25 protein-coding genes are annotated in these 19,590 nt (G+C 58.1%); 13 read left to right on the forward strand and 12 right to left on the reverse strand.

Annotated elements, in window-relative coordinates; all coding sequences use genetic code 11:
• Nucleotides 1–103 precede the first annotated feature (103 nt).
• A complete protein-coding gene (locus tag AB1L30_RS05090; RefSeq protein WP_367012347.1) occupies nt 104–922 on the reverse strand; it encodes a heme-binding protein in 819 nt (272 codons plus the stop codon).
• A gap of 353 nt (nt 923–1,275) precedes the next feature.
• Here AB1L30_RS05090 and AB1L30_RS05095 point away from each other — a divergent pair, with 353 nt between their 5' ends.
• The 3 genes from AB1L30_RS05095 (at nt 1,276) to AB1L30_RS05105 (ending at nt 3,227) form a co-directional block, all read left to right on the forward strand.
• Nucleotides 1,276–1,767 (forward strand): fasciclin domain-containing protein, encoded by a 492-nt coding sequence (locus AB1L30_RS05095; RefSeq protein ID WP_367012348.1) that lies wholly within the window; start codon nt 1,276–1,278, stop codon nt 1,765–1,767.
• A gap of 87 nt (nt 1,768–1,854) precedes the next feature.
• Nucleotides 1,855–2,421 (forward strand): sigma-70 family RNA polymerase sigma factor, encoded by a 567-nt coding sequence (locus AB1L30_RS05100; protein ID WP_367012349.1) that lies wholly within the window; start codon nt 1,855–1,857, stop codon nt 2,419–2,421.
• Nucleotides 2,418–3,227 (forward strand): anti-sigma factor, encoded by an 810-nt coding sequence (locus AB1L30_RS05105; protein ID WP_367012350.1) that lies wholly within the window; start codon nt 2,418–2,420, stop codon nt 3,225–3,227. Before AB1L30_RS05100 ends, AB1L30_RS05105 begins: the two co-directional genes overlap by 4 nt.
• Before the next feature lie 157 nt (nt 3,228–3,384).
• On the opposite strand, the gene AB1L30_RS05110 is transcribed toward AB1L30_RS05105, so the two are convergent.
• Nucleotides 3,385–3,885 (reverse strand): ankyrin repeat domain-containing protein, encoded by a 501-nt coding sequence (locus AB1L30_RS05110; protein WP_367012352.1) that lies wholly within the window; start codon nt 3,883–3,885, stop codon nt 3,385–3,387.
• A 16-nt stretch (nt 3,886–3,901) separates the two neighbouring features.
• Entirely contained in the window at nt 3,902–4,408 is a 507-nt protein-coding gene (locus tag AB1L30_RS05115; RefSeq protein WP_367012353.1) for a hypothetical protein, read from the reverse strand.
• A gap of 331 nt (nt 4,409–4,739) precedes the next feature.
• On the opposite strand from AB1L30_RS05115, the gene AB1L30_RS05120 reads away from it, so the two are divergent.
• Together AB1L30_RS05120 and AB1L30_RS05125 are read left to right on the forward strand one after the other, a co-directional pair.
• Entirely contained in the window at nt 4,740–5,159 is a 420-nt protein-coding gene (locus AB1L30_RS05120) for a HEAT repeat domain-containing protein (RefSeq protein ID WP_367012591.1), read from the forward strand.
• A 49-nt stretch (nt 5,160–5,208) separates the two neighbouring features.
• Nucleotides 5,209–5,745, forward strand: a complete 537-nt coding sequence (locus AB1L30_RS05125) for an Imm5 family immunity protein (protein ID WP_367012354.1) — start codon at nt 5,209–5,211, stop codon at nt 5,743–5,745.
• 79 nt (nt 5,746–5,824) lie between these two features.
• Here AB1L30_RS05125 and AB1L30_RS05130 read toward each other — a convergent pair whose 3' ends face one another.
• Both AB1L30_RS05130 and AB1L30_RS05135 read right to left on the reverse strand, forming a co-directional pair.
• Nucleotides 5,825–6,361, reverse strand: coding sequence for a tetratricopeptide repeat protein (locus AB1L30_RS05130; protein ID WP_367012355.1), 537 nt, complete (start codon nt 6,359–6,361; stop codon nt 5,825–5,827).
• A gap of 86 nt (nt 6,362–6,447) precedes the next feature.
• Complete coding sequence (locus AB1L30_RS05135) at nt 6,448–6,819, reverse strand: DUF2262 domain-containing protein (protein WP_367012356.1); 372 nt, start codon at nt 6,817–6,819, stop codon at nt 6,448–6,450.
• Nucleotides 6,820–7,038: 219 nt separating this feature from the next.
• On the opposite strand from AB1L30_RS05135, the gene AB1L30_RS05140 reads away from it, so the two are divergent.
• Nucleotides 7,039–7,659, forward strand: a complete 621-nt coding sequence (locus AB1L30_RS05140; RefSeq protein WP_367012357.1) for a hypothetical protein — start codon at nt 7,039–7,041, stop codon at nt 7,657–7,659.
• A gap of 8 nt (nt 7,660–7,667) precedes the next feature.
• The gene (locus AB1L30_RS05145; protein WP_367012358.1) at nt 7,668–8,339 is read left to right on the forward strand and encodes a hypothetical protein; all 672 of its coding nucleotides are present in this window, start codon (nt 7,668–7,670) and stop codon (nt 8,337–8,339) included.
• Nucleotides 8,340–8,343: 4 nt separating this feature from the next.
• Here AB1L30_RS05145 and AB1L30_RS05150 read toward each other — a convergent pair whose 3' ends face one another.
• Nucleotides 8,344–9,318, reverse strand: coding sequence for an ankyrin repeat domain-containing protein (locus AB1L30_RS05150; protein WP_367012359.1), 975 nt, complete (start codon nt 9,316–9,318; stop codon nt 8,344–8,346).
• A gap of 167 nt (nt 9,319–9,485) precedes the next feature.
• Between AB1L30_RS05150 and AB1L30_RS05155 the strand changes: the two genes are divergently transcribed.
• Nucleotides 9,486–10,028, forward strand: coding sequence for a hypothetical protein (locus tag AB1L30_RS05155; protein ID WP_367012360.1), 543 nt, complete (start codon nt 9,486–9,488; stop codon nt 10,026–10,028).
• 55 nt (nt 10,029–10,083) lie between these two features.
• Here the strand turns inward: AB1L30_RS05155 and AB1L30_RS05160 are convergent, their stop codons facing one another.
• On the reverse strand, nt 10,084–10,488 hold the full coding sequence (locus AB1L30_RS05160) for a hypothetical protein (protein WP_367012361.1): 405 nt from the start codon (nt 10,486–10,488) through the stop codon (nt 10,084–10,086).
• 290 nt (nt 10,489–10,778) lie between these two features.
• Here AB1L30_RS05160 and AB1L30_RS05165 point away from each other — a divergent pair, with 290 nt between their 5' ends.
• Complete coding sequence (locus AB1L30_RS05165) at nt 10,779–11,216, forward strand: hypothetical protein (protein ID WP_367012362.1); 438 nt, start codon at nt 10,779–10,781, stop codon at nt 11,214–11,216.
• A complete protein-coding gene (locus AB1L30_RS05170; protein ID WP_367012363.1) occupies nt 11,213–11,776 on the forward strand; it encodes a suppressor of fused domain protein in 564 nt (187 codons plus the stop codon). The genes AB1L30_RS05165 and AB1L30_RS05170 overlap by 4 nt, the downstream gene beginning before the upstream one ends.
• Nucleotides 11,777–11,802: 26 nt before the next feature.
• Here the strand turns inward: AB1L30_RS05170 and AB1L30_RS05175 are convergent, their stop codons facing one another.
• A complete protein-coding gene (locus AB1L30_RS05175) occupies nt 11,803–12,321 on the reverse strand; it encodes a hypothetical protein (RefSeq protein ID WP_367012364.1) in 519 nt (172 codons plus the stop codon).
• A 107-nt stretch (nt 12,322–12,428) separates the two neighbouring features.
• Complete coding sequence (locus AB1L30_RS05180) at nt 12,429–12,992, reverse strand: hypothetical protein (RefSeq protein ID WP_367012365.1); 564 nt, start codon at nt 12,990–12,992, stop codon at nt 12,429–12,431.
• A gap of 194 nt (nt 12,993–13,186) precedes the next feature.
• On the opposite strand from AB1L30_RS05180, the gene AB1L30_RS05185 reads away from it, so the two are divergent.
• Entirely contained in the window at nt 13,187–13,723 is a 537-nt protein-coding gene (locus AB1L30_RS05185) for a hypothetical protein (RefSeq protein ID WP_367012366.1), read from the forward strand.
• Between the two features lie 31 nt (nt 13,724–13,754).
• On the opposite strand, the gene AB1L30_RS05190 is transcribed toward AB1L30_RS05185, so the two are convergent.
• Both AB1L30_RS05190 and AB1L30_RS05195 read right to left on the reverse strand, forming a co-directional pair.
• On the reverse strand, nt 13,755–16,016 hold the full coding sequence (locus tag AB1L30_RS05190; RefSeq protein ID WP_367012367.1) for an HTTM domain-containing protein: 2,262 nt from the start codon (nt 16,014–16,016) through the stop codon (nt 13,755–13,757).
• Nucleotides 16,017–16,281: 265 nt separating this feature from the next.
• Nucleotides 16,282–17,355: an Lpg1974 family pore-forming outer membrane protein gene (locus AB1L30_RS05195; protein ID WP_367012368.1), complete on the reverse strand. Its 1,074-nt coding sequence runs from the start codon at nt 17,353–17,355 to the stop codon at nt 16,282–16,284.
• 466 nt (nt 17,356–17,821) lie between these two features.
• Here AB1L30_RS05195 and AB1L30_RS05200 point away from each other — a divergent pair, with 466 nt between their 5' ends.
• Nucleotides 17,822–18,286: a hypothetical protein gene (locus tag AB1L30_RS05200; protein WP_367012369.1), complete on the forward strand. Its 465-nt coding sequence runs from the start codon at nt 17,822–17,824 to the stop codon at nt 18,284–18,286.
• Nucleotides 18,287–18,325: 39 nt separating this feature from the next.
• On the opposite strand, the gene AB1L30_RS05205 is transcribed toward AB1L30_RS05200, so the two are convergent.
• Nucleotides 18,326–18,736, reverse strand: a complete 411-nt coding sequence (locus AB1L30_RS05205; protein ID WP_367012370.1) for a hypothetical protein — start codon at nt 18,734–18,736, stop codon at nt 18,326–18,328.
• Between the two features lie 292 nt (nt 18,737–19,028).
• Here AB1L30_RS05205 and AB1L30_RS05210 point away from each other — a divergent pair, with 292 nt between their 5' ends.
• Nucleotides 19,029–19,580, forward strand: a complete 552-nt coding sequence (locus AB1L30_RS05210) for a hypothetical protein (protein WP_367012371.1) — start codon at nt 19,029–19,031, stop codon at nt 19,578–19,580.
• The last annotated feature ends 10 nt before the right edge of the window (nt 19,581–19,590 follow it).

The raw sequence follows: 19,590 nt of genomic DNA on the forward strand, positions 1-19,590 counted from the left end.
GAAAGCCGCGGCACCCCTACGCCTCGGACCGGAGCCGCTGCCCCCAAAGGTGTCACGACTCCGGCCTTTGGCAGGAGAGAAATACCTACTGGTAATTGCCGGATCACTTTTTACGGATCGGTAGTTCCACTTCGTAGTAGCGCGATTGGGACGCGACCTGTGGGCTGTTATAACCGAGCAGGCGTAGTTTGCCGGCTCGCTCGTATTCGGAACCCTCGCGAGCCAACCACTTTTCCAGTCGCTGCTCAACTTCCGCCAGTTTCGCGCGGTCGCTTTCTCCTTTGAGACCGATGCAGACCGTCGTCATCGCGGGAACATCCTCGACTTTCACGCCACCCATCTTCTTACCAACTTCGCCAAGCTTTGGGTCCCCGTACAGAAACGCCATGTCGACCTGTTCGAGTGATTTGTCTTCGCTCGACTGATAGGTCATTTCGACCGGGGCGGTCATTTCAATCCGATTGACCGTGATGTGGGCCAGCAGTTTGAAGAAGCCGGAATCTCTCTGCGATTCCGTCCTGGCCAGGCGATACGCCGGATAATGCTTCACCCGGATCTCGCCAACCGGTGTCGGTTCGGGAAACCCCTCAGGCAAGTCAGCCTCGTGCTTCATTTCAAACGAGAGAATGTCGTACGACTGGCGAAGCGCTTTCTCGAGCGTCTCGACGTTGTCGGCTGCCTGAAGTTTTTCGGCGATCAGAACATTATTAGGGCACTTCTCTTGGACGGCCTTGGCGACGCGTTGGTAGCTCTCTAGCCGAGCTTCCGCCGATTGGTCTTTCGCCTGCGTCAACGCGTCGGAAATCATTTTCGCGGCCTCGACATGTGTCGGGGGATCTCCCTCTTCCACCTCCCGCGCGGTTACCGAGCCTACCAAACAGATAAGGGAAGTCAGCGCGAGTACGATCTGCAAACGCATCATGATTTAGTCTCTCCTAAAAGAAGTTGCTTCCATCCGGGACATCGTTGGTTGATTGTTCCCGGCAGGTCGCGTCTGGAAAACCGAAAAATTGTGGCCTGCCCAACAGGTGCCCCCGAAGATTGAGCTTCATTTCTCCCAATTCATTCGACAAGGGAACGCCGACAGATTCATTTTCTCGGAAACCGGGCGTCTTATCCACGATTTTTGGAAACAACGCGACTCGAACGATTTTTTCGAATCCGCCACGCGAATCGGTACGAATACGAACGTGAACAGACTGAAATGGTCGACCTGAATTGCTTTCCGGCCGGAAGCATCCGAACGAAACTTTTAGTGAATACAGGAAAATGACTATGAAGATGTTAACTGCTGGTTTGATCGCACTTGCCGCCGTATTGGGTACCTCGACCTGGGCGGTCGCCGAAGACGCCAAGCCGAAGGATATTGTCGACACGGCTGTCGCCGCTGGACAGTTCAAGACCCTGGTTGCCGCGGTTAAGGCAGCCGACCTGGTCGATACCCTGAAGAGTGAAGGGCCTTTCACCGTCTTTGCTCCGACCGACGAAGCCTTCGCGAAGCTGCCCAAAGGGACCGTCGCCTCGCTGCTGAAGCCTGAGAACAAAGATAAGCTGATTGCAATTCTGACCTACCATGTTGTGCCAGGCAAAGTGATGGCGGAAGATGTGGTGAAGCTTTCCAAGGCGAAGACGGTCCAAGGCTCGACCGCCAAGGTTACCGTCAAGGAAGGTAAGGTCATGATCGACGAAGCCAACGTCGTGAAGACCGACATCGTGACCTCGAACGGGGTGATTCACGTGATCGACTCGGTCATCATGCCAGAGTAGTTCCCGCCCGCTGAAATCACAGTCCATTCGCGAGGTCGGTTTGCTTGCCGGCCTCGCGTTTTTGTGATGGCCCTCAGGAGATTGACTTTGGAGAACTCGCTTTTGCAGCGCATCGCGGCCGGAGACTCGACCGCCACGACCGCATGCATCGAGAAATATGGCGGCCTGGTATGGTCGCTGGCACGTCGCCTTTCGCCCACCACCACCGACGCGGAGGACGCCGTCCAAGAGATCTTCGTCGATATTTGGCGGAACGCCGAACGTTATCGAGCAGAGCTTTCGGAAGAAGCGACGTTCGTGGCGATGTTGGCGCGGCGGCGACTGATCGATCGTCTCCGCAAGCACCGCCGCGAATTGGAATCACAACCGATCGACGAGCAAGCCCTGCAATATCCTTCGCCCCCCCAGACACCTCAGACTGAAATCGCCGAAGAAGCGTCGCGGGCCACGGCCTGCATGGAAGGTCTCCGTAGCGACGAACGAAATGTGCTCGAGTTGTCGATCTATCATGGCTTACCGCAGACGCGCATTTCCGAGCGAACCGGCATTCCCCTGGGCACGGTCAAAACACATGCCCGGCGCGGCCTCGTGAAACTGAGGGACTGCATGCAGCTTAGAGCATTGCGGCCGCGGAAAGGAGCGGAGGCGCGATGAGCAACCACTCGAACGAAGAATCCGATCGCTGGGAAGAACTTCAGGTCACGCGGCTGCTCTTCGGCTTGTCGCCGGAGGAACAATCGGAGTTTGATGAATTGGCCCGACAACCTGCGAGAACGACCGATGCTTCGCTGGAAAAAGCAGTGGCATCACTCGACATGGCCTGGTCCGATCACCCATCGGAACATCTGCCCGAGCACCTGAAGCAAGCCATCCTGGCGCGGGCCGAAGAAGAGCTTGCCTCGAAGCGAGCCGGTTCCGTCGAACGGCCTTCCCGCAGCGAAGATCCCCAACCGAACGCCTCACGACGCGAGGCCTCCCAATATTGGCCTTGGCTCGTCTCGGCTGCCTGCCTGGCGTTTGCCTTGTTCTCGTGGTGGTCTTCCAACGTGCGCGACGTGGCCCAGCCTGACCTCGCCCAGCGTCGAGCGGAGCTTCTCGCCGCCGACAACGATCATTTGCAAGTTGATTGGTCCAGCGGTCCCACCCCGGTCGAAGGTGCCAGCGGCGATGTCGTGTGGAGCAACCGTCAGCAACAGGGATACATGCGTTTTCGCGGTCTGCCGATTAACAAGCCCACCGAAGAGCAGTACCAGCTCTGGATCTTCGACAAAAACCAGAGCGAGGCCACACCGATCGATGGGGGTGTCTTCAACATCAGCTCGACCGGAGAAACAATCGTTCCGATCGACGCGAAGCTGCAAGTGCAACAGCCTTACCTGTTCGCCGTTACCATCGAGAAGCCCGGCGGCGTGGTCGTCTCTTCCCGGGAACGATTGCCGCTGGTGGCAGAAGTGAAATAGCAACGCTCGCCAACCGAGGCGGGTATCGCGATCGCCTCCCCGAGACGCAACACAATGCCTCGGGGAGAACGGGCTCGGTAAAACCTGGCCTCGGCTCGATGCAGCGAGCCTAGGTGGAATCGACACAGACGGCGCCAAACATTCGCGAAAAGAATGCCTACGGAATCGAAGGCGACGCCATTTCCTGTTGAATGAACGCAACGATCTCAGGCGTGCCATACTGCTTCGCATAGCTGAGGACATCGATGGCTGGTTCGCCGAACTTGGCGTCTAAGCTGGCGCCGTGGTCGGCCAACAGCGTTACCACTTCCAGCGACTTTCCGTAAATGGCGCTGAAAATAGGCGTAGCCGTTTGGCCGAATCCTTGATTCACGTCGGCGTTATGCTTGATGAGCCACCGACAGGTTTCGACTCTTCCCAGACCTGCGGCGATATCGAGTGCCGTGCTCGTTCCATCGTCGGTTCGCGAGTCGACTTCTAACCCCGCATCGACCAACATCTGAGCGATGTCGGTGTTGCCTCGCTGCGCCGCCCAGTGCAGCCAATTCTTTCCCACTTTCGATGCGTGCAACAGCGGCGGGTCGCTCCGAAGCAGGTCCTGCACTGCTTCGACATCACCGCGAACGATCGCTCCATACATTGCTGCTTCGCTTGTCATGGTTCGTCCGTTGGTATCATGCTTCGGGATGAAGGTCCGAGATCACGATGTTGCTTCGCTTCTCGCTGAGAATGTGGGGCCACAGTTCGATGGCTTCGTGAAGCTGAAGCCGTGTTGGGCTCTTGATTTTTGAGATATCCAGTTGCTGGGAATCGGTCACCGGAACCAACAGGAACATGCCGCTACGATGCACCATGTCCAGCAACCGCTGCAGGTACTTGGAGAAGTCTTGCCGTGTCACATGGCAGCCGGCAACCCCCATCCGTCCGTTGCGGTTCTCGGATCGAACTTGCTTGCCGCGCCAGAAAGGGGTCTCTTTCAGCGGACCAAACACGCCGCTATAGATACCATAGTTTTCACCCACCGAAAGCAGATGATTCTTCTCGGCGAGATAGGAAGATTCCCCCTGAAGCTCGGACCGATCCACGAGCCTGCATCGCCCCCACGGATACTCCCTCGCCAGAATCGGTAGGTGGTCCGCCACGAGCCTGCTGGCAACCAGCAGCACACGACACTCGCTCATGGCAAAACTCCTGATTCCTAAACCGAACGGGGATGTCAGGCGACGCCTCCGACCTGCTTTTCATCTTAAGTTTATCCGTGACCTTTCGCCAGCGCGTCGTCGGTCCTCGGCTCAACTCACTGCCTTCGGCACACATTCGAGTCGAAGCCTCATTCCATCGGCTTCTTGCAAGTGGCCTGGAGGGAATATAACCTCAGTCGAAGTTGAAACTGCCGAGTCCCACCCAAGCGGTTTTCCCATGTTGAGCGAATTCCTGAGACGCTACCAGACGCGCTGCGGTGAGGCCTCTGCGGCGAGGGAATATTCGAAAGCCAGGCGTATCTTGGACGAAATGACGCGGGAGCTTCGCGCGACGCCTCCTTCCAGCGAAGAAGTGCTCGCGCTGCTACACGTGATTCGTGAGCAACCGCAGTATGAATTGGCTTCCTTTGTCATGGTCGCGGCGTGGTTCCAACTTAGTCCGGACTATGTGCCGGTGCTGTGCGAGATCGTCTTGGATACGCGGTGCAACGACTGGCACGAGCAAGCGATCGAACTGCTGGACGAATTGCGTGACCCAGCCTCCATTCCGGCCCTCATCGCTGCGATCGGATACCGCTGGGACTACGATCCGTGGTATAACGTCCCGCGAAAAGCGTTACAGGCGCTCGCTGCGATCGAAACGCCCGAGGCAATCGCAGCCATCCAGTCAGCCACAACTTCGGACATCGATCTCATCCGGCAAGAAGCGATCGATATGCTCAAGAATTGAATCCGGTCTGTCTGCGAATGCCGAAGAACCAACTCTTAGAGACACGCCCATGAATGCCCCGTCGCGATACCTGGCTGCTATTGACGAGCATGGCGAACTGCCGTTCCCGGTTCGATTGTCGATCCTGAGGTCGCTCGATCGCAAGGCGCGAGAAGTATTGGCCTACCGGTGCGCGAAGCATGTCGAACCGATATGGGTAACGTCCTTCCCCACGGACACCGACCCGTTCGATTTGCTGGACAACTACTTCGAGAGATCGAGGACAACCGGTCTCGACTTCGGCGCGGAGATCACGCCGCTCGATGATTTGGAGAACTTCCTAGGTGAAAAAGGGGACTCACCCGACGAGTGCTTTCCGGCCCTATGTGCCGGACACGCAGCATGGGCGGCTTGCCATGTACTTTGCCACGATGAGTCCCTCGAAAACGACACTCCGGAAGAAGAAGGCGACCTCGACGACTGCGGCCCCGCATTCTACGCCGCATGTGCATTCTCAGGCGGCATGTATTGGAGATCCGACTTCCCCGGCGATCGCCTAAAACGAAGAGAGTTCTGGACCTGGTACCTCGCACAGCTTGGCGATTAGTGTGGAGAAAGCTGAGCGGATTGCAGGCTGATTGACATGCCCCGTTACTTGATCCTGCCGCAATCCAAACCAACCCGCCTCACAGCTGCAGGTCGTCGCGCGTTTGTTGCTTCAGGAGATACCGCTCCAGGCGTTCCTGCGCGGTGCGGTCTTCGGGGTCGATGGCGACCGCCTGGCGATAGAGGGCTTCGGCTGGTTGCCAATCGCCTTGGGCCTGGCGGACATCGCCCAGGCACCAATAGGGGCAGGCTTCATCCGGCATCAGGTCGATCGCGGTTTGAAACGACTCGGCGGCCTGATCGTAGTGGCCGATGCGATACCATAAGTGGCCGATGTAGATATGCGGCCACGCATCGCTCGGGTCGAGCCGCCAGGCCCGGTGGAAATAGGTGCTGGCCTGATGCAGGTCTTGCCGCTTGATGTATCGCAGGCCAATCTGCACCAGCAAATCGACATCGCCCCTCTGCTGCCGCTCAATGGCCAACAGGCTTTCAAGATCCAGCGACCGGTAGTATTCATAAGAATCAAACGCGTCACATCCCATGCCGCAAAAGACACGAAGCTCGGACCGAGGTTCACCAATCGACGCCGGCCACACCTTCAACTCGCATGGCATCCGGTCCCCTCGCCCCTGAGGGGAGAGGGTTAGGGTGAGGGGCTTTTCGTTGGATTGAGGAAGCACCAGGAAGCACAGGCCAGCCACTAACCCACCAGCGTTGCTCCTTTGATCTTGCCTTCATCGATCGTGACGTCGATGCTGTGGCCGCCGAACATGTCGGAGTCTTCGAAGAAGACCGAGGCGGCGTTCAGGTCGTCGAAGATGACGATCTTGGGCGAGGCCAGGTTCGCTTCGAACTGGGCGGCGTCGAGTTCGGGGAAGCCTTCTTCTTCGTCGGCCCATGAATCGTTGTAGGTTTCCAGCAGCGAGTCGGTTGCCGCCTTCTTCATCGCAGGCAACATGCCGATCAACTTGCGGCCAAACTCGGTGGCAGCGGAGGTCACCTTGCCTGCTTCGATATAAGGACCTTCCATCACGCGAATCTCGTGACCATCGACCGTCAGCATCGTATCCATGCCTGCTTCCTTGTTCGTTGCTCGCCGCCGCAACGTTGCCCCGTCCAAAAGGAAGAAGCGAATGTGGCGCCGCGCGGGGATTGTTGATGCGTATCTTAAGTCACTGGAACCCTTCACGAAAGTTGTCAGTCAGGGTCTGCGCATGTTTGACGACGAACGTGGCAGAGGGTAACTTCAGAACAACTTTTGCGAACCTGGCCGCGCTGATAAGTGGAACCGATGCCCAACCTTCCTGACTGCGACGATCTCTTCCAACGCTTCTTCGCGCCGTGGTACTCGGAAGTGGACCTGGCATCGCGCGGCTTCGAGGCAACGCGGCCTGATTTATTGTGTTACGGCGATCATATCGGAAGGCCTGCGGCGGAGCTCAGCCGACTTCACCCCGACGCCCAGGCAGGCGTCATCCAGCATCTTTCCGTCGCGATGACCGACGCCGCGATTGGTGACTTCGGCAAGCTCGTCGGACTCGAGCCGCCGCTGAGTGGCCGCTGGATTCAGGCGATCGATCAGTATTACGATGAACAGCACATCGCGGAACTGATCGCCGAATCCGACCCGACCGACGACGCCAACTCCTACTTGATTACCTGTATCGAACTGGGGACGCTGATTGCCAAGATGCTTCAGGCGATGGTACCTGATCTGGAGTGGTGGGCCGAGTCGCCTTACTGGGAATCGTCGCTCTGGCATCCCGCGACCGGGCACATGATTCCGCCGACCCACTGGGCGATCAAAAAGTTCAGTGGCTATGGCTGGGACGATGGCCTGGCCCCGAAGATCTTTGCCGCCGTCCAGGCCCTGCGTGAAGACACCCATGATAACGAAGACAAGACAGGCTAACCGATCCGATGAAAACGTTCTTATGGCTTAGCTTGGCGTTTGGTCTGTTGCCGGTGACGGCATTCTCGCTGGTGCATCTGATCGCGACGGTGATGATGCGGCGCGCGATCCCGGCGGAGTTGGCCGAGGAAGAGGGCTCGATCACGCTGGTGACCCGTTCGTTCACGGCGTTTGGAGAATCGTCTCCCCCAACCATTGTCAGCAACCAGGCCTGGCCGGCGATCCTCGTGCTGATCGGCACCCTTTGCTGCGTGGTGGGGCTGCTCTATCTTATTCCGAGACAACCGCTCCGCGTGTCGCACGATGGTTATGCCCGGTTCGAGCCGTTGATCGCAAAGCTGCTTCGCTCTTCGCGCGATTACCCATCGCTGATCATCTCGGCCCGGGAAGGACACGAAGCGTTACTCATCTCGCGGGGCGACAGTGGCTTCGAGCTAAGTTTCTCGGCGGATGGCCAGCACGAGAATCTGGCCGCCGTGAAAGCCCTTTTCGCCAGCCGCGGCGTGCAGCCGCTGGAGGAGACGACTACCCACGACGATCAATTCGACATCGACACCACGTACGTGTCGTTCCCCCTTCCAGCAACCGCCCCCGAGATCGCCACCCTCTGCACCGAAGTCTTCCGCGACGCATGCGGCGTGAAGGAGGACGAACCCATGGAATTCGCGCTGCAGGATTAAGACGTCAATCTTCTTTCCGGCGGCTAAGCTCGCTCTCGATCACTTCGATTGCCTTCTTCATTTCGCCTGACGATTGGTTCTCGGCTTGATAGCGGCGAGTTTGTTCGTACTGCTCGCGAAACTTGCGATGGGCCGTCAGCTGTTCTTGTGCCTTTGCCTTAAGCCCTTCAACGTCGCGGGGCTGTTTCGTCTTTTCAATAAATTGACTGAATGGCACGGCCAGTTTCTTGGGTGGCCGAATGTCGTTCTCGCGCTCTAGCAAGTCCATCAGCGAAGGCTCGCCAGAGTACGGATTCGCGCCGCGGTCTAGCAACTTTCCAGCGAAGTTGTAGCTAAACTGGTTGAATGCAACACTTAGCATACTCATCCCATTAGCATTCAGTTCATCGATATCACCGCCGTTCTCGAGATAGAACCAATACAGCTTTATAGGCTCCGGATCGTCACGCCCGAACTGAATACCGTGACCGAGAATATACTCGCCCAGCGAGAGCGATGTGGCAAGCTTGGCTTGCTCCGATGCCCACGCTAAATCGGCATCCGCTTCAACGAGTGTGCGAAAGACTTCTGGATGCCTTAGCGGATAGAGCGCATACTGCAGAGGCGATTCGTGATGCCCGGTGGCGACATCAACTTTCGCGCCCAGGGCGATGGCAAGCGTCACCCCCTCGTCGCTTCCGTATAACGCTGCAATATGGATCGGGCGGAGACCATTGGCCCCTTTGGCATTGATATCGGCTCCATTGGCGATCAACGTCCGCGCCTCCGTCTCATTGTTTTGCAACATGGCCGCCACCAACGCGGAGACGTTGGGCTTGTCCTTAAATGCCGCTTCAATCGAAATCATGCCAGGGCGAGGCGGCTTTATTTCTGACGTTTCCTCTTGCGCCGAAACAACGCGGCCTAACAAGGCAAACACCAGGCCAGTACCAAGTAGGTATGTCGCAAGCCTCGGCCTTCGTGTCGCATTCGATTTCACACTGGTACTCCTGAAATGATTCCATGCGGGCGACCTCACGTATTAGAATACGGCCTCCAACGCAAAATAATCGCATGTCGTCACAACCTGCGATTCTAGCTTACTGGTTACGGTTCTGCCGCTTTTCGCGCAAACAAGCGTCTCCCTTTATCTTCAGGAACAATCGAGTGGATGGCGTGTTTTGGTTTGGGGAGGTTGGGTTTGTGGTCGATCCTCAGGCGATGGCTTCGAGGTTTCCGGATGGGGTTCGGGTAGAACAAACGTCGCTTGATGCGTTGCTGGTCGAAGGGGATCGGTTGCCTCCGCTGGGTGCGGCTCCGGTCGCATCGTGGCTACTCGCTCGATTGATGTTTCTGACGAACGAGCGACTTGGCTTCGAGGCGAACGACACGCTGCATCACGACGGGGGCGGGTACTACCTCAACTTCATTGCCTTCTCGAAACAGATGAAGCCGCTCGCGTTTTTCAACGTGCATGGCACCTCGGCCGGGTGCCAACTGTGGGGCCAGTGCGACCGGAATTTGTCGGTCGAACAACTGCTGATGACCTTTCGCGACGCGCTGTTGGAAGAACCCACGGCGCTGATGCCTTGCCGGCTGCAGTCGTACGACACCGACCCGCCAGATCTCGATCGCCGACGCGTTCGCAAGCTACAACCGCTCGGCTGGAATGGCGAGCAGTTTCTGGGAACGCAGCCTCGCCCGGCTTGATGAATCGATTGAACGACGCGTTGAAATTGTTCATCTGCTTCTACGAATGAGCAGCCTACGCAGGCGGACGTTCCCCATCGCCGACCAGGTACTTCGACCGCTCGCTGCAGCCGCAGCTCAATAGAATCGGCAGCGTATCGCCGGAGAGCCAGTCGTCGCTGTAGGCAACCTGGCACTCGGGACAACGCCAAGCAACGTGGCCTGTGCCTTCCTCCAGAAGCAGCTGCACCGGAATCAACAATGCCGCGACCTTGACTTCCCGGATGCGCCAACCATCGTCTCCCTCGGCCTTCGCCCACTGGTCGCTCAGGGCATCCTCGCTTTCAGCCGGATCGCCGAACCGCCAGCTCGACTCGACCAACTTCTTCGCCGCAGCAGGATCGAGCGCGAAGATGTAATCGCGTCCTGAAAATTCGCCAAGGTAAATCGTGATCGTCGTGGCCTGGGCGGTCATGGTCATCCTGAAGAAGTTCGTCTGCGGGGAAGGTTTGTCGAGAGAGCGTTCGCGATTGCTTTGTTGTCCCTGACACGGCGCGACGTGACAATAGTGGACGCTGAAACCTATTGAATTTCTTTTCACGCGTGCTGCGATAGCACGTCCCCCGCACTGGCAGGTTTTGCGAACTCCCCTTGATGGATCGGCAGGGGCCAGGGACACTAGCCTGACGTAGGTCTGGTGGCTGGAGCATTGCTTTGGCGGGGAATCAGGCCAAAGGCTTGTTTCCTTTTGAATGGCGGATTGCGATGACCATGCGTGAGCTTCACTACCCAGGCTTCTCTTTGCAATGTCCTGCGAACTGGGAGGACATCACCGATCAAGTCGACGCCGACGATCCGCCGATCACGCTGGCCGACCGCGACGCCGATACCGGGGCGCTCCAGTTTTCGGCAGCGATGTTCGAGTCAGGCGAGTTGCCGCAGATCGACGAAGCATCGCTCCGCGAACTGCTGAACGACTATGCCGAAGCGTACGAACTGGGCGAGCCGCTAGAAACGACCTTCCAGTCCGAACCGGTCCAGCGCATTACGGCCACCTTCGAAACGTACGACGACCTGATCTGCCTGTGGTATCTGACCGACGGCAAGAGCCTGGTCTTCGCCAGCTTCATCACCGAGCGTCCCGCCGACCCAACCGCCGTAACGACTGTTCAGCAAATGCTCGACAGTTTGAAGATCGACCCGCGATGACAATGACGTACCGCCAACAGCTTCAACAGCACTATGCCCAACAGTGGTTTGTATCGGGCGAGGCATGCGTGTGGTCTCTGGGGCCGACCGAGGCGTTGGACCCGCGGTTTCAGGTGTTGAAGTTTGCTAGTCGGCCTGGGCGGGCGATGGTCACCTATGCGACGTGTGGTATGGCGCCGGAAAATGACGAAGCCCCGCTCGAGCTTCATCTGTTCGCGCCGTACGAAGACGAGCTGTTGGTCGAACTGCTTTATGCGGTCGCCTATTACCATCAAACGACGCGGCCGCTAGGGCTGGGGCACACCGTGAATTTCGGCCGCCCATGGCTGGCAAATTCGCACTGCACGCATGGCCTGTTGTCGCTGCCTTACCTCGATGGTCCTCAACTCGAATGGCTGTCGGTCGCGGATGCCCAAGCGCCCGTCCGCTGCTTGTGGCTTGTTCCGATCACGCTGGCCGAGAAAGATTTCGCCCGCGAATTCGGTGTCGACGCTTTGGAACAGAAGTGGGAAGAAGCCGAGTTCAACTACCTCGACCCGCTACGGGCGAGTGTTGTCTGAGAACTCTTCGACCGAGATCGGTTGCGTTAGTTGATACCGGCACCCACGTGAAGAGTTCGGATATCTTGCGGATAAACGCCGATCTGAAGCAGCAGTTTTTCAAGTTTCCCTTCCGCATGGGCACCTGCCCGAAAACCTAGCACCGTGACACGGGCACCTTGGTCCGCTTCAAAATGAAGATCATAGGACTGGGCGCGACCGATCAAGTTATTCTCCCGCATATCGGACGTGATGATGAAACCGCGATTTGCGAGACCTTCCAGATCCATAGGAAACTCGCATTCCCCTGGCGGCCCCACTGCCTGCATCGCAACCAGGCGGCCCCGGAAACCTCTTCGGTATAGAAAGTCCTCCGCTGCGATTGTCTGACTCTTCCAGAGAAATCGCTCGACTTCCGTTAATTCATCCACGCACTGCAGCGGAAATTCCAACGAAGCTTTCGCATTGCCAACGCTCAAAGATTCCTCACGCAGCGAACATAAAAAGATCGCACCTACGACAACAAGCGTGAGTCCGATGCCACCGAGGTGATGTAGCGATTTCATGAGCACAACCCAACCGTGAGAAGCGTGCGTAGACCAACCTTCGAGACGATGCTAACAAGATAGCTCTCTTTTGGGAAATGCAAATCGAAGCCACAGCCAGCAACCCCTCACGCCAGCTTCGCGGCCCTTTTTCTTACTTCCTGGCTGCGGTCGGTTTGAGCTTGCTGAATCAACGCGATTACTTTCGGGTCGGTCGGGGCGATCTCTGCGGCGACGCGCAGGACGTGGGCTCGCTCTTTGGCGAGGGGGTTGTCGAAGTAGGGCAGGACATGGTCGAGTGCTTCGGCGGCGGCTGGTCCGAGGAACTCGAGGATCCGCAGCGCATGGACGCGGCACTCTGCATCAGGCAGCGCGGCGATGCTCGGCCCGATGCACATCTTGGGATCGGTTTGAGCGATTTGCCCGAGCGCTTGCACCGCCACGATTCTGGTCATCTGCTCGCTTGAACGGGTAAGCTCTACGACGCGTGCCCCGGCCGCCAAGGCTGGCGTTCCGATGTGGCACAACGCCCGCAGCGTTTCCTGCTGAACGAATGGATCCGGGTCGTCGAGAAAGGTAATCAACCGAGGCACGATTTCCTGCGCATCTTCAGGCGACCAGCGACAGCGATGCAGCTTCTGAGAATAGTTCGCATTCAACGACTTGAGATACGCAAGCGGCTTTTGTTTCATGGGGCGTCACACGGGGTGAGAAAAGAGTTGGGGCAGGGGATCGCGATCGATCATGTTGGCATAAAATCAGACAGAATGCCACACTTCGGGAAGAGCACTCGCCAGGCTTGGCCGCAGCGCCGCGTTCTGTTCGTCGCGACGACTTCGGGATAAAGTAAGGCAACCAGACCTGGGCCTTTAAACCGTGCGATCGTATGCCTTCTGAACCATCCAATCCGTTTGCCTCGCCGCAAGAATCGCAAGCATCGACAGGCGTGCGCGTTTCTCCGGTGCTTCGTCTGTTGTCGATTGGCTCGTTTGTAAGCGGCTTCGGGCTGTTCATGGTGTACTATGGATACGCCGGACTTGTGAACGGGCCGCTGTGGATCTTTTGGATCAGCCCGCTGCTGGCGATTGTGACCAGCCTGCTGGGCGTGGCGGCGATCATCGCACCATGGCAACCGTCGGAGCATTCGCGCTGGTCGTGGCCGATGTACCTGCTGGTGATCGCGATGACGGTCGCCTGCTTTCTGGTACCGGCGATGCTCGAGCCGATCGAGAACCTCGTCGGCTTCGTGCCTCCCCCCAGAGTCATCTTATTCTTCGTGGCCGCGACAGGTGCCTGGCTGAGCGCGAATAGCACTCACGGTACAACCCGAGGACGCCGCCTCGCCGCGATCGGCTATGGCCTCGGCACCCAGCACTGCATGACGGCCGTGATCGATGCGTGGTACGTGACGTGGGGGTTCTAGATCAGATGAAAGCGTTGCCGTCGCGCAGAACCTATCGCTGCAACGTCGCCCCAGGCTGGGTGGCGACGTTCATGCGTTGATAGTTGCGGGGCAGGATCCACGTGTTGTGGCCGAAGTTGCTGAGGTTGGCGGCGGCCAGGTCGGCTTCGGGGTCGATCAGCATTTGTGGGATGGTGTAGTTCATCATCACGTAGCTTTCGACGCGGACTTGCGCCTGACGTCCAGTCGCTTCGCGCCAGCGTTTGCTCACGCGCTGAGCATATTGGTGGATCATCCAGGGACGGACGGCGGCCTTTTCCAGCTGGAACAATTCGATCTCTTGATAGTGGTTCCACACCATGTGCAGCGAGCGATCTTCAAACGTCACGTAGTGCAGCGGCAAGCGGCGGAAGTCGTCGGGACGCAGCCGCGAGAAATCGGTCCAGACAATGTAAGGCTCGCCACTGGAAAGCTTCAATAGTTCGGCTTCGGTCTCGCTGGCCGAGGCGTCTTCCAGTGCTGGGTCTAAGATCACCAGCAGCGGCTTGCCACTGAGCGGGGCACCTTGCAATCGGAATGGTTCGAGGCGATCAAGCACCGGGCGAACGATGTCGGCCAGCGGCGAGTTGTACAAACCTTGCAGCTTGCCAACCAATTGAGCTCGCTGCGATTCGTGCCCAGGCTGGGCGTCGTCGTGGGCCAGGTCTTGCAGTTGCAGTGCTTCCAGTTCGCGCAGAAACTCAGCCGTCGAGGCTTCGCTGAGCTTCAGTTCTTTCGCTTTCATGCTGAAGTCTTGGCGAATCTGGGCGATCGCTTCGGTCAGCGAAATGGTTGTCTCGATTCGGGGCGTGCGGGCAAAGGTCTTTTCCCACTGCGCTTCAATATTCTGCGTGCCGACGGTGATCGCTTCAGCCCGTTCGGTGTGCAGGGCACTTGGGTTGTAAATCAAGCGGCGACCAAGAATCGGATCTTGGGTGATGGTCAGCCCAGGGTGGTGCGACCACTTGAACTGATGCGAATCGATCGCCACGTGAATCGCTTGCGGCGTGCCGGCAGGACACGCGTTCCAATCGATGCCCGGGCGGCCTTCCGGCGTGGTGGTTTCCAGCACAGGATCGACGACGCGACAGGTTAGGTGCCCGGCCGCTTTCGCACGAAGCATCATACGCCAGCTGAAGTCCTGGCCTTCCTCGGTCCAGTTGGCATCGCCAGGGATGAAGAAGTGACGCAGCGGCCAGGTGGCCTGCCAGGCGATGAAACAGCTGAGGGCTAAGGTCGCGCCGAGAGCCAGCGGCATCGGGCGCGGCTCGGCCGGGAGGCTCTTCTTTCCCTTTTGCTTGCCGGTGCTGTTCGCGGGAGCCTTGGTCTCCCACAGCTTCCACGTCGGGCGACGAACCCAGGCCATCAGTTGACGTGGCCATTCAGGACGGAAGAAGATCAGCGTCGACGTGAACGCCATCGCCGGGAAGATACCAATCGGGAAGATGAAGTGATTGTGCAGATGGAACAGCGCGGTCGCGGCGATCGCCAGCAAGCGAGTGCGGCTCGAAAGCAGCAGGAAGCCAATGCTCAGGTCGTACACCAGCCCCGACCAGGCAAGGAACAAGCAAAGATGAATCGGCTGCACCGCGGCAGGCAGTCCAATCGTGCTGCTGAGGATGTCGTGCAGCGTGGTGCCTGGCATCAGCAGCGGTTCGCCGGTCAGCCAGTCGTAGTTGAACTTGGCGATGCCGCCGTAGAAGTAAACCAGAAACAACTGCGTTCGCAGCAGCAGCACCGGCCAAAACGGAATCGTGGTTGGCAGCAGTTCGGTTTCGCCGCGGCGCTTCGCCAGGTACTGCGAAATCAGCCGATCGATCGACCAGCAGCGCTGGGCCGGCATGAAGATCAAAACGAACGACAGCAGGCTGATCAAATAGTAGTGATTGTTATACAGCGACGCCTCCATCAGGAAGATGTAGGTGTATCCCAGGAAGAGTGTCACGATCGCGGTTCGATAGAACAGCCCCAGCATGACCAAGGCTGCCGCCACGGCGACCACGCCGAAGTGAATGCTCATCCAGGGTTCGCTGAAGGCCTGAACCCAGCCGAAACCAGGGTAGGTGAAGTGCATCACCGGCCGGGCAAAGAGGGCGTCGACCTGGTTGGTGTCTTGGTAGCTGCCAAAGTACTTCACCATGTGCCAGACCATCACCGCACCGAAGCAGATGCGGAACATGGCCAGCGAAGCTCCATCGACCGGCCGGGCCAGCAGCACACGGAAGCGATCGAACAGGTTCGCGGAATCGGTGTTGGTACGAGAGGCAGATTTCATGGTCGGCACTCATTCAGCAGACGTAGCGGGTCACCCCCAAGAAACAGGGCGAGAGTATGTAATCAATCGGCCGCTATCACGTCAAGAGAAGTTCGCCGGCCGATCGCATGAAAAGCTTGGTCGCGAAACCAGTTAGCGTCGGCCCATCGTGGCTCGCTAGCAGCACATTTTGCTGGGTACCAACGCGAAGACGCCTTCGTACCAGGCAGGCACGAAGGCGTCTTGTTCGTTCCGAATTGTCGTTGGCCGTTTGGCCAGCACCAGCTTAGTACTGGATACCACCGCCCAGGGTGAAGCCGACGAAGCCGAGGTCTTCGTTCAACACGTCGTCGAAGTTACCGACGTCCGAGTCGTCCATGAAGGTGGCCGATGGGTTCGGGCTACCAACGTTCGCCCAATACTGAGCTTCCAGACCCGATTTGAAGAAGAAGCGTTCGTTACGCGAAGTCCACTTCACGCCTGCCTGCAATTCAAACGCACCAGCCAGGGTGCCCGTGTTGCGGTTCTTGTAGGAAATGTTCGAGTTGTCGTCGGTGGCCAGGAAATCTTGCTGACCGTACAGCAGCGATCCACGACCACTGGCGAACACGTCCCAGCGACCGATCACGTTGCGGCTGTATTCACCAGCGAAGGTTGGACCATAACCGCGGAACTTGATGTCCCCCATGCCAATCCCAGCGTCGGTAACGGCCAGGTAGTTCTGGTCGATTTCCGAGTAGCGGAAACCACCGCTGACCAGGAAGTTCTTGGTGGCCTGAGCTTGCAGTTCCAGGTCCAAGACATTGACGCGGATCGACTGCGTCATGGTGGCGGTGTCGACGTCGACCAAACCAACGATGTCGTTGTCGGTCTGGGCCCAAGCAATCACCCCTTCGTCCTGCACCAGACCATTGCTACCGTCAACGGTCAGCGAGGTGTTCTGGTCGAATTGCCAGTAACGAGCACGCCAGCCGAAGCCACCCTTAGGTGCCAGGTAGCCCAGCTCGATACGGTTCGACTGCTTCAGGTCCCAATCGAAACCGAGGTGTTCGATCACAGGGTCGTTCTGAGCGATGATCGCGGTGTTGTTCGATTGATAAGGCGTCACGAAGACCGATTCGTAGGTAGCGTAATAGCGACCGCATTCCTGCTGGCAGCCACAAACGTCCTGCGAACCGCAAGTGTCGCAATTGATACCGCTGTAGATCTGGTGCGACTGGGCTTGAACCTGCTGTTCGAGGTTTTCCATCCGCGACAACAGGTCGTTGTACGAGGTCAGCGAAGCCTCTTGAGCATGCACGGTACCGCACATGGCGATTACCAAGGTTGGTAGCACGGCTACCCAAAATTTGCGTTCCATCGCATCATCTCTCCAAAAGTTCTCGATATCCACCTGCATGAGATCGACCAGTCCATGGCCCGCTGATGGATCCGCGCTCCCCGTTGCTTCTCGCCGTCAAACACTGAATCGAGACAAGCACAATCCCCACCTCTCGCATCGGCCAATGCAATTCAAGGATTGAACTTCGATGAGTATTTCCCGCAGTTTTTCTGAGAATGCTAAAAGCATGCCCGCAAAGTCTCACAGCCGTAAGAATGTGCCCGAGATATCACTACTGCTAGCATCTATCAATTTGGCCACAACGTGCTCACCCCGAACCGAAAATGAGGGAAGGGAACGCCCCTCAACGAATAAACGACCTTTCATGCCTCTCACCCTGGGAAGGTTCGCCCGCAAGCCGATTTACCCCTTGGCCCATTCCTTTCCTTCCTTCGCACCCACCCGATAAGATGTAGGCGTCCGTTCTCTTTTCTGCGGTGAGGCGATGCCATCGATCGACGAACAACGCGTGATCTTGATTTGGCGTCCCGGCGATGGACGCCACCTCCGGGCGTTCGTTCGCGGTATCCATCCCGACGGCAGTTTCTACGGCGAGGTCCGTTCCGACTGGCCTGACGAGCGCCGGACTGTCACGGTCGAAGGTTCGCTGTCCGCCGCCGAGAACCAGAGGCTTCGTCAATACGTCCGCCAGGTGCAAACCTACGCCGAACCCGAGCGACTTCCCCCAGACAACCACGTCGGCATGATCGGGCTGGGACCACTTCATGCTCCAACGATTGTGCTAAAGCAGCCGACCAACAGCATCACGAACCCAGCGTTAAGAACCCTGTGGCATCAGATCGTAGAAACCATCGAACCACACCTCCCCCTCAACGCCGACCGCACTCGCTTAGTCCGCCAACAAACAACGAACCCTTCCTCGCCTGCGCTCCGGTCCCCTCGCCCCTGAGGGGAGAGGGTTAGGGTGAGGGGCCTGGGAATCGGCCTCTCATGAAACCGCGTCAGTCGTAGTATCCCTCGCGATAGATCGACGAACTCTCGATCCTTTTTTCCGGGCAATAGAAGATGATTCCCAGCTCGCGAAAGTCGTAGCCGCCGTCGTCGAACGGAACCTTGTGCCCCGTTTTTCAAATTCTGCGATCACCACCTTGGTCGCCTTGTCGGTTAGCTCGATCCCGTCGAACGTCGCTTTCGACGGCGAGAAGACTTCAATGAACTCGAGCGTATCTTGGTCGTCATATCCCAGGATCAGTCCATCCGACACGTAGAAATCGTTCCGCGGTTCACTGGTCCGGGTCACGAACTGCTTGCCGGCCAACAACCCGTCGCGAACTTCGCTGCGAGGCGTCCCAAATGGCAACAGGTCGGTTCCCACGTGCGGCTTGAGTTCAAGTTCCATCGTTCGCTCCCGAAAAGTGTCCAACGCAGTTTCCAATCGGCCTGCGACGACTAGAGCGTAAGTACTTGCCGAAGACGATTCAAGTCGCCAGAACCTCACGGCAGTAACGTCATTCATTCGTGTCGGGTGCGTCTCGACGCACCAATCGCAAGTCGCGGCAGCGATGCATCAACTTGCCCGACACCCTTTTCGCACGTTAGCATATCGCAGGCCGATTCCCGACGCGGGGCTTGCTTCGCACGGTGGCATCGGTCGACGAGTTACTTTTCCACTTGGGTTTTACCGGCAGACCATGTCCAACGAATATCAACGTCAGCTTCGCGAGCGGTTGGAAGGGTTGCCTTATGCCGATGCGCCGGCCCCTTGGCGGCTGGTCGGTGGTTGCGGCGTTGGTGGGCTGACGGAAGTTGGCTTTGTCGAAGGGGCGGACGACTTGCTGGTTGTTTCGCATCAAGGCCGCGGCCTGTTCGATGGACAGACCGGCGAACGACTGGCCCGCGATCCGGAAGAGTTCTTCGCCAACGACGATCGCACAGGCCTAACCGCTCCTGGCATTGGCCGCCAGCAGGATGCCATCGTCCGAATGGCTGGGCTGTGCGGCGGCGGGCTGGCAACCGGCACGTCGGACGGATGGAGCCTGCATGTGGTCCAGTTGCCGTGGCCGAAGCACGACATCTTTCTCTCGTCAAACTATGCTGGCCTGACCGGCGAACTGGCCAACATCACCCGACTAGGGACCGACCAGCCGTGCGAGTTCCGCTCCGCCGGGTTCTCTTCGACGGGGCGAACCTTCGTGGTGGCGACCTCGTGCGAAGTGCTGATTTATGGTCGCGATTCGGCCTGACACTTTCCCG

This window comes from Bremerella sp. JC817, from assembly GCF_040718835.1.
Lineage (GTDB): Bacteria > Planctomycetota > Planctomycetia > Pirellulales > Pirellulaceae > Bremerella.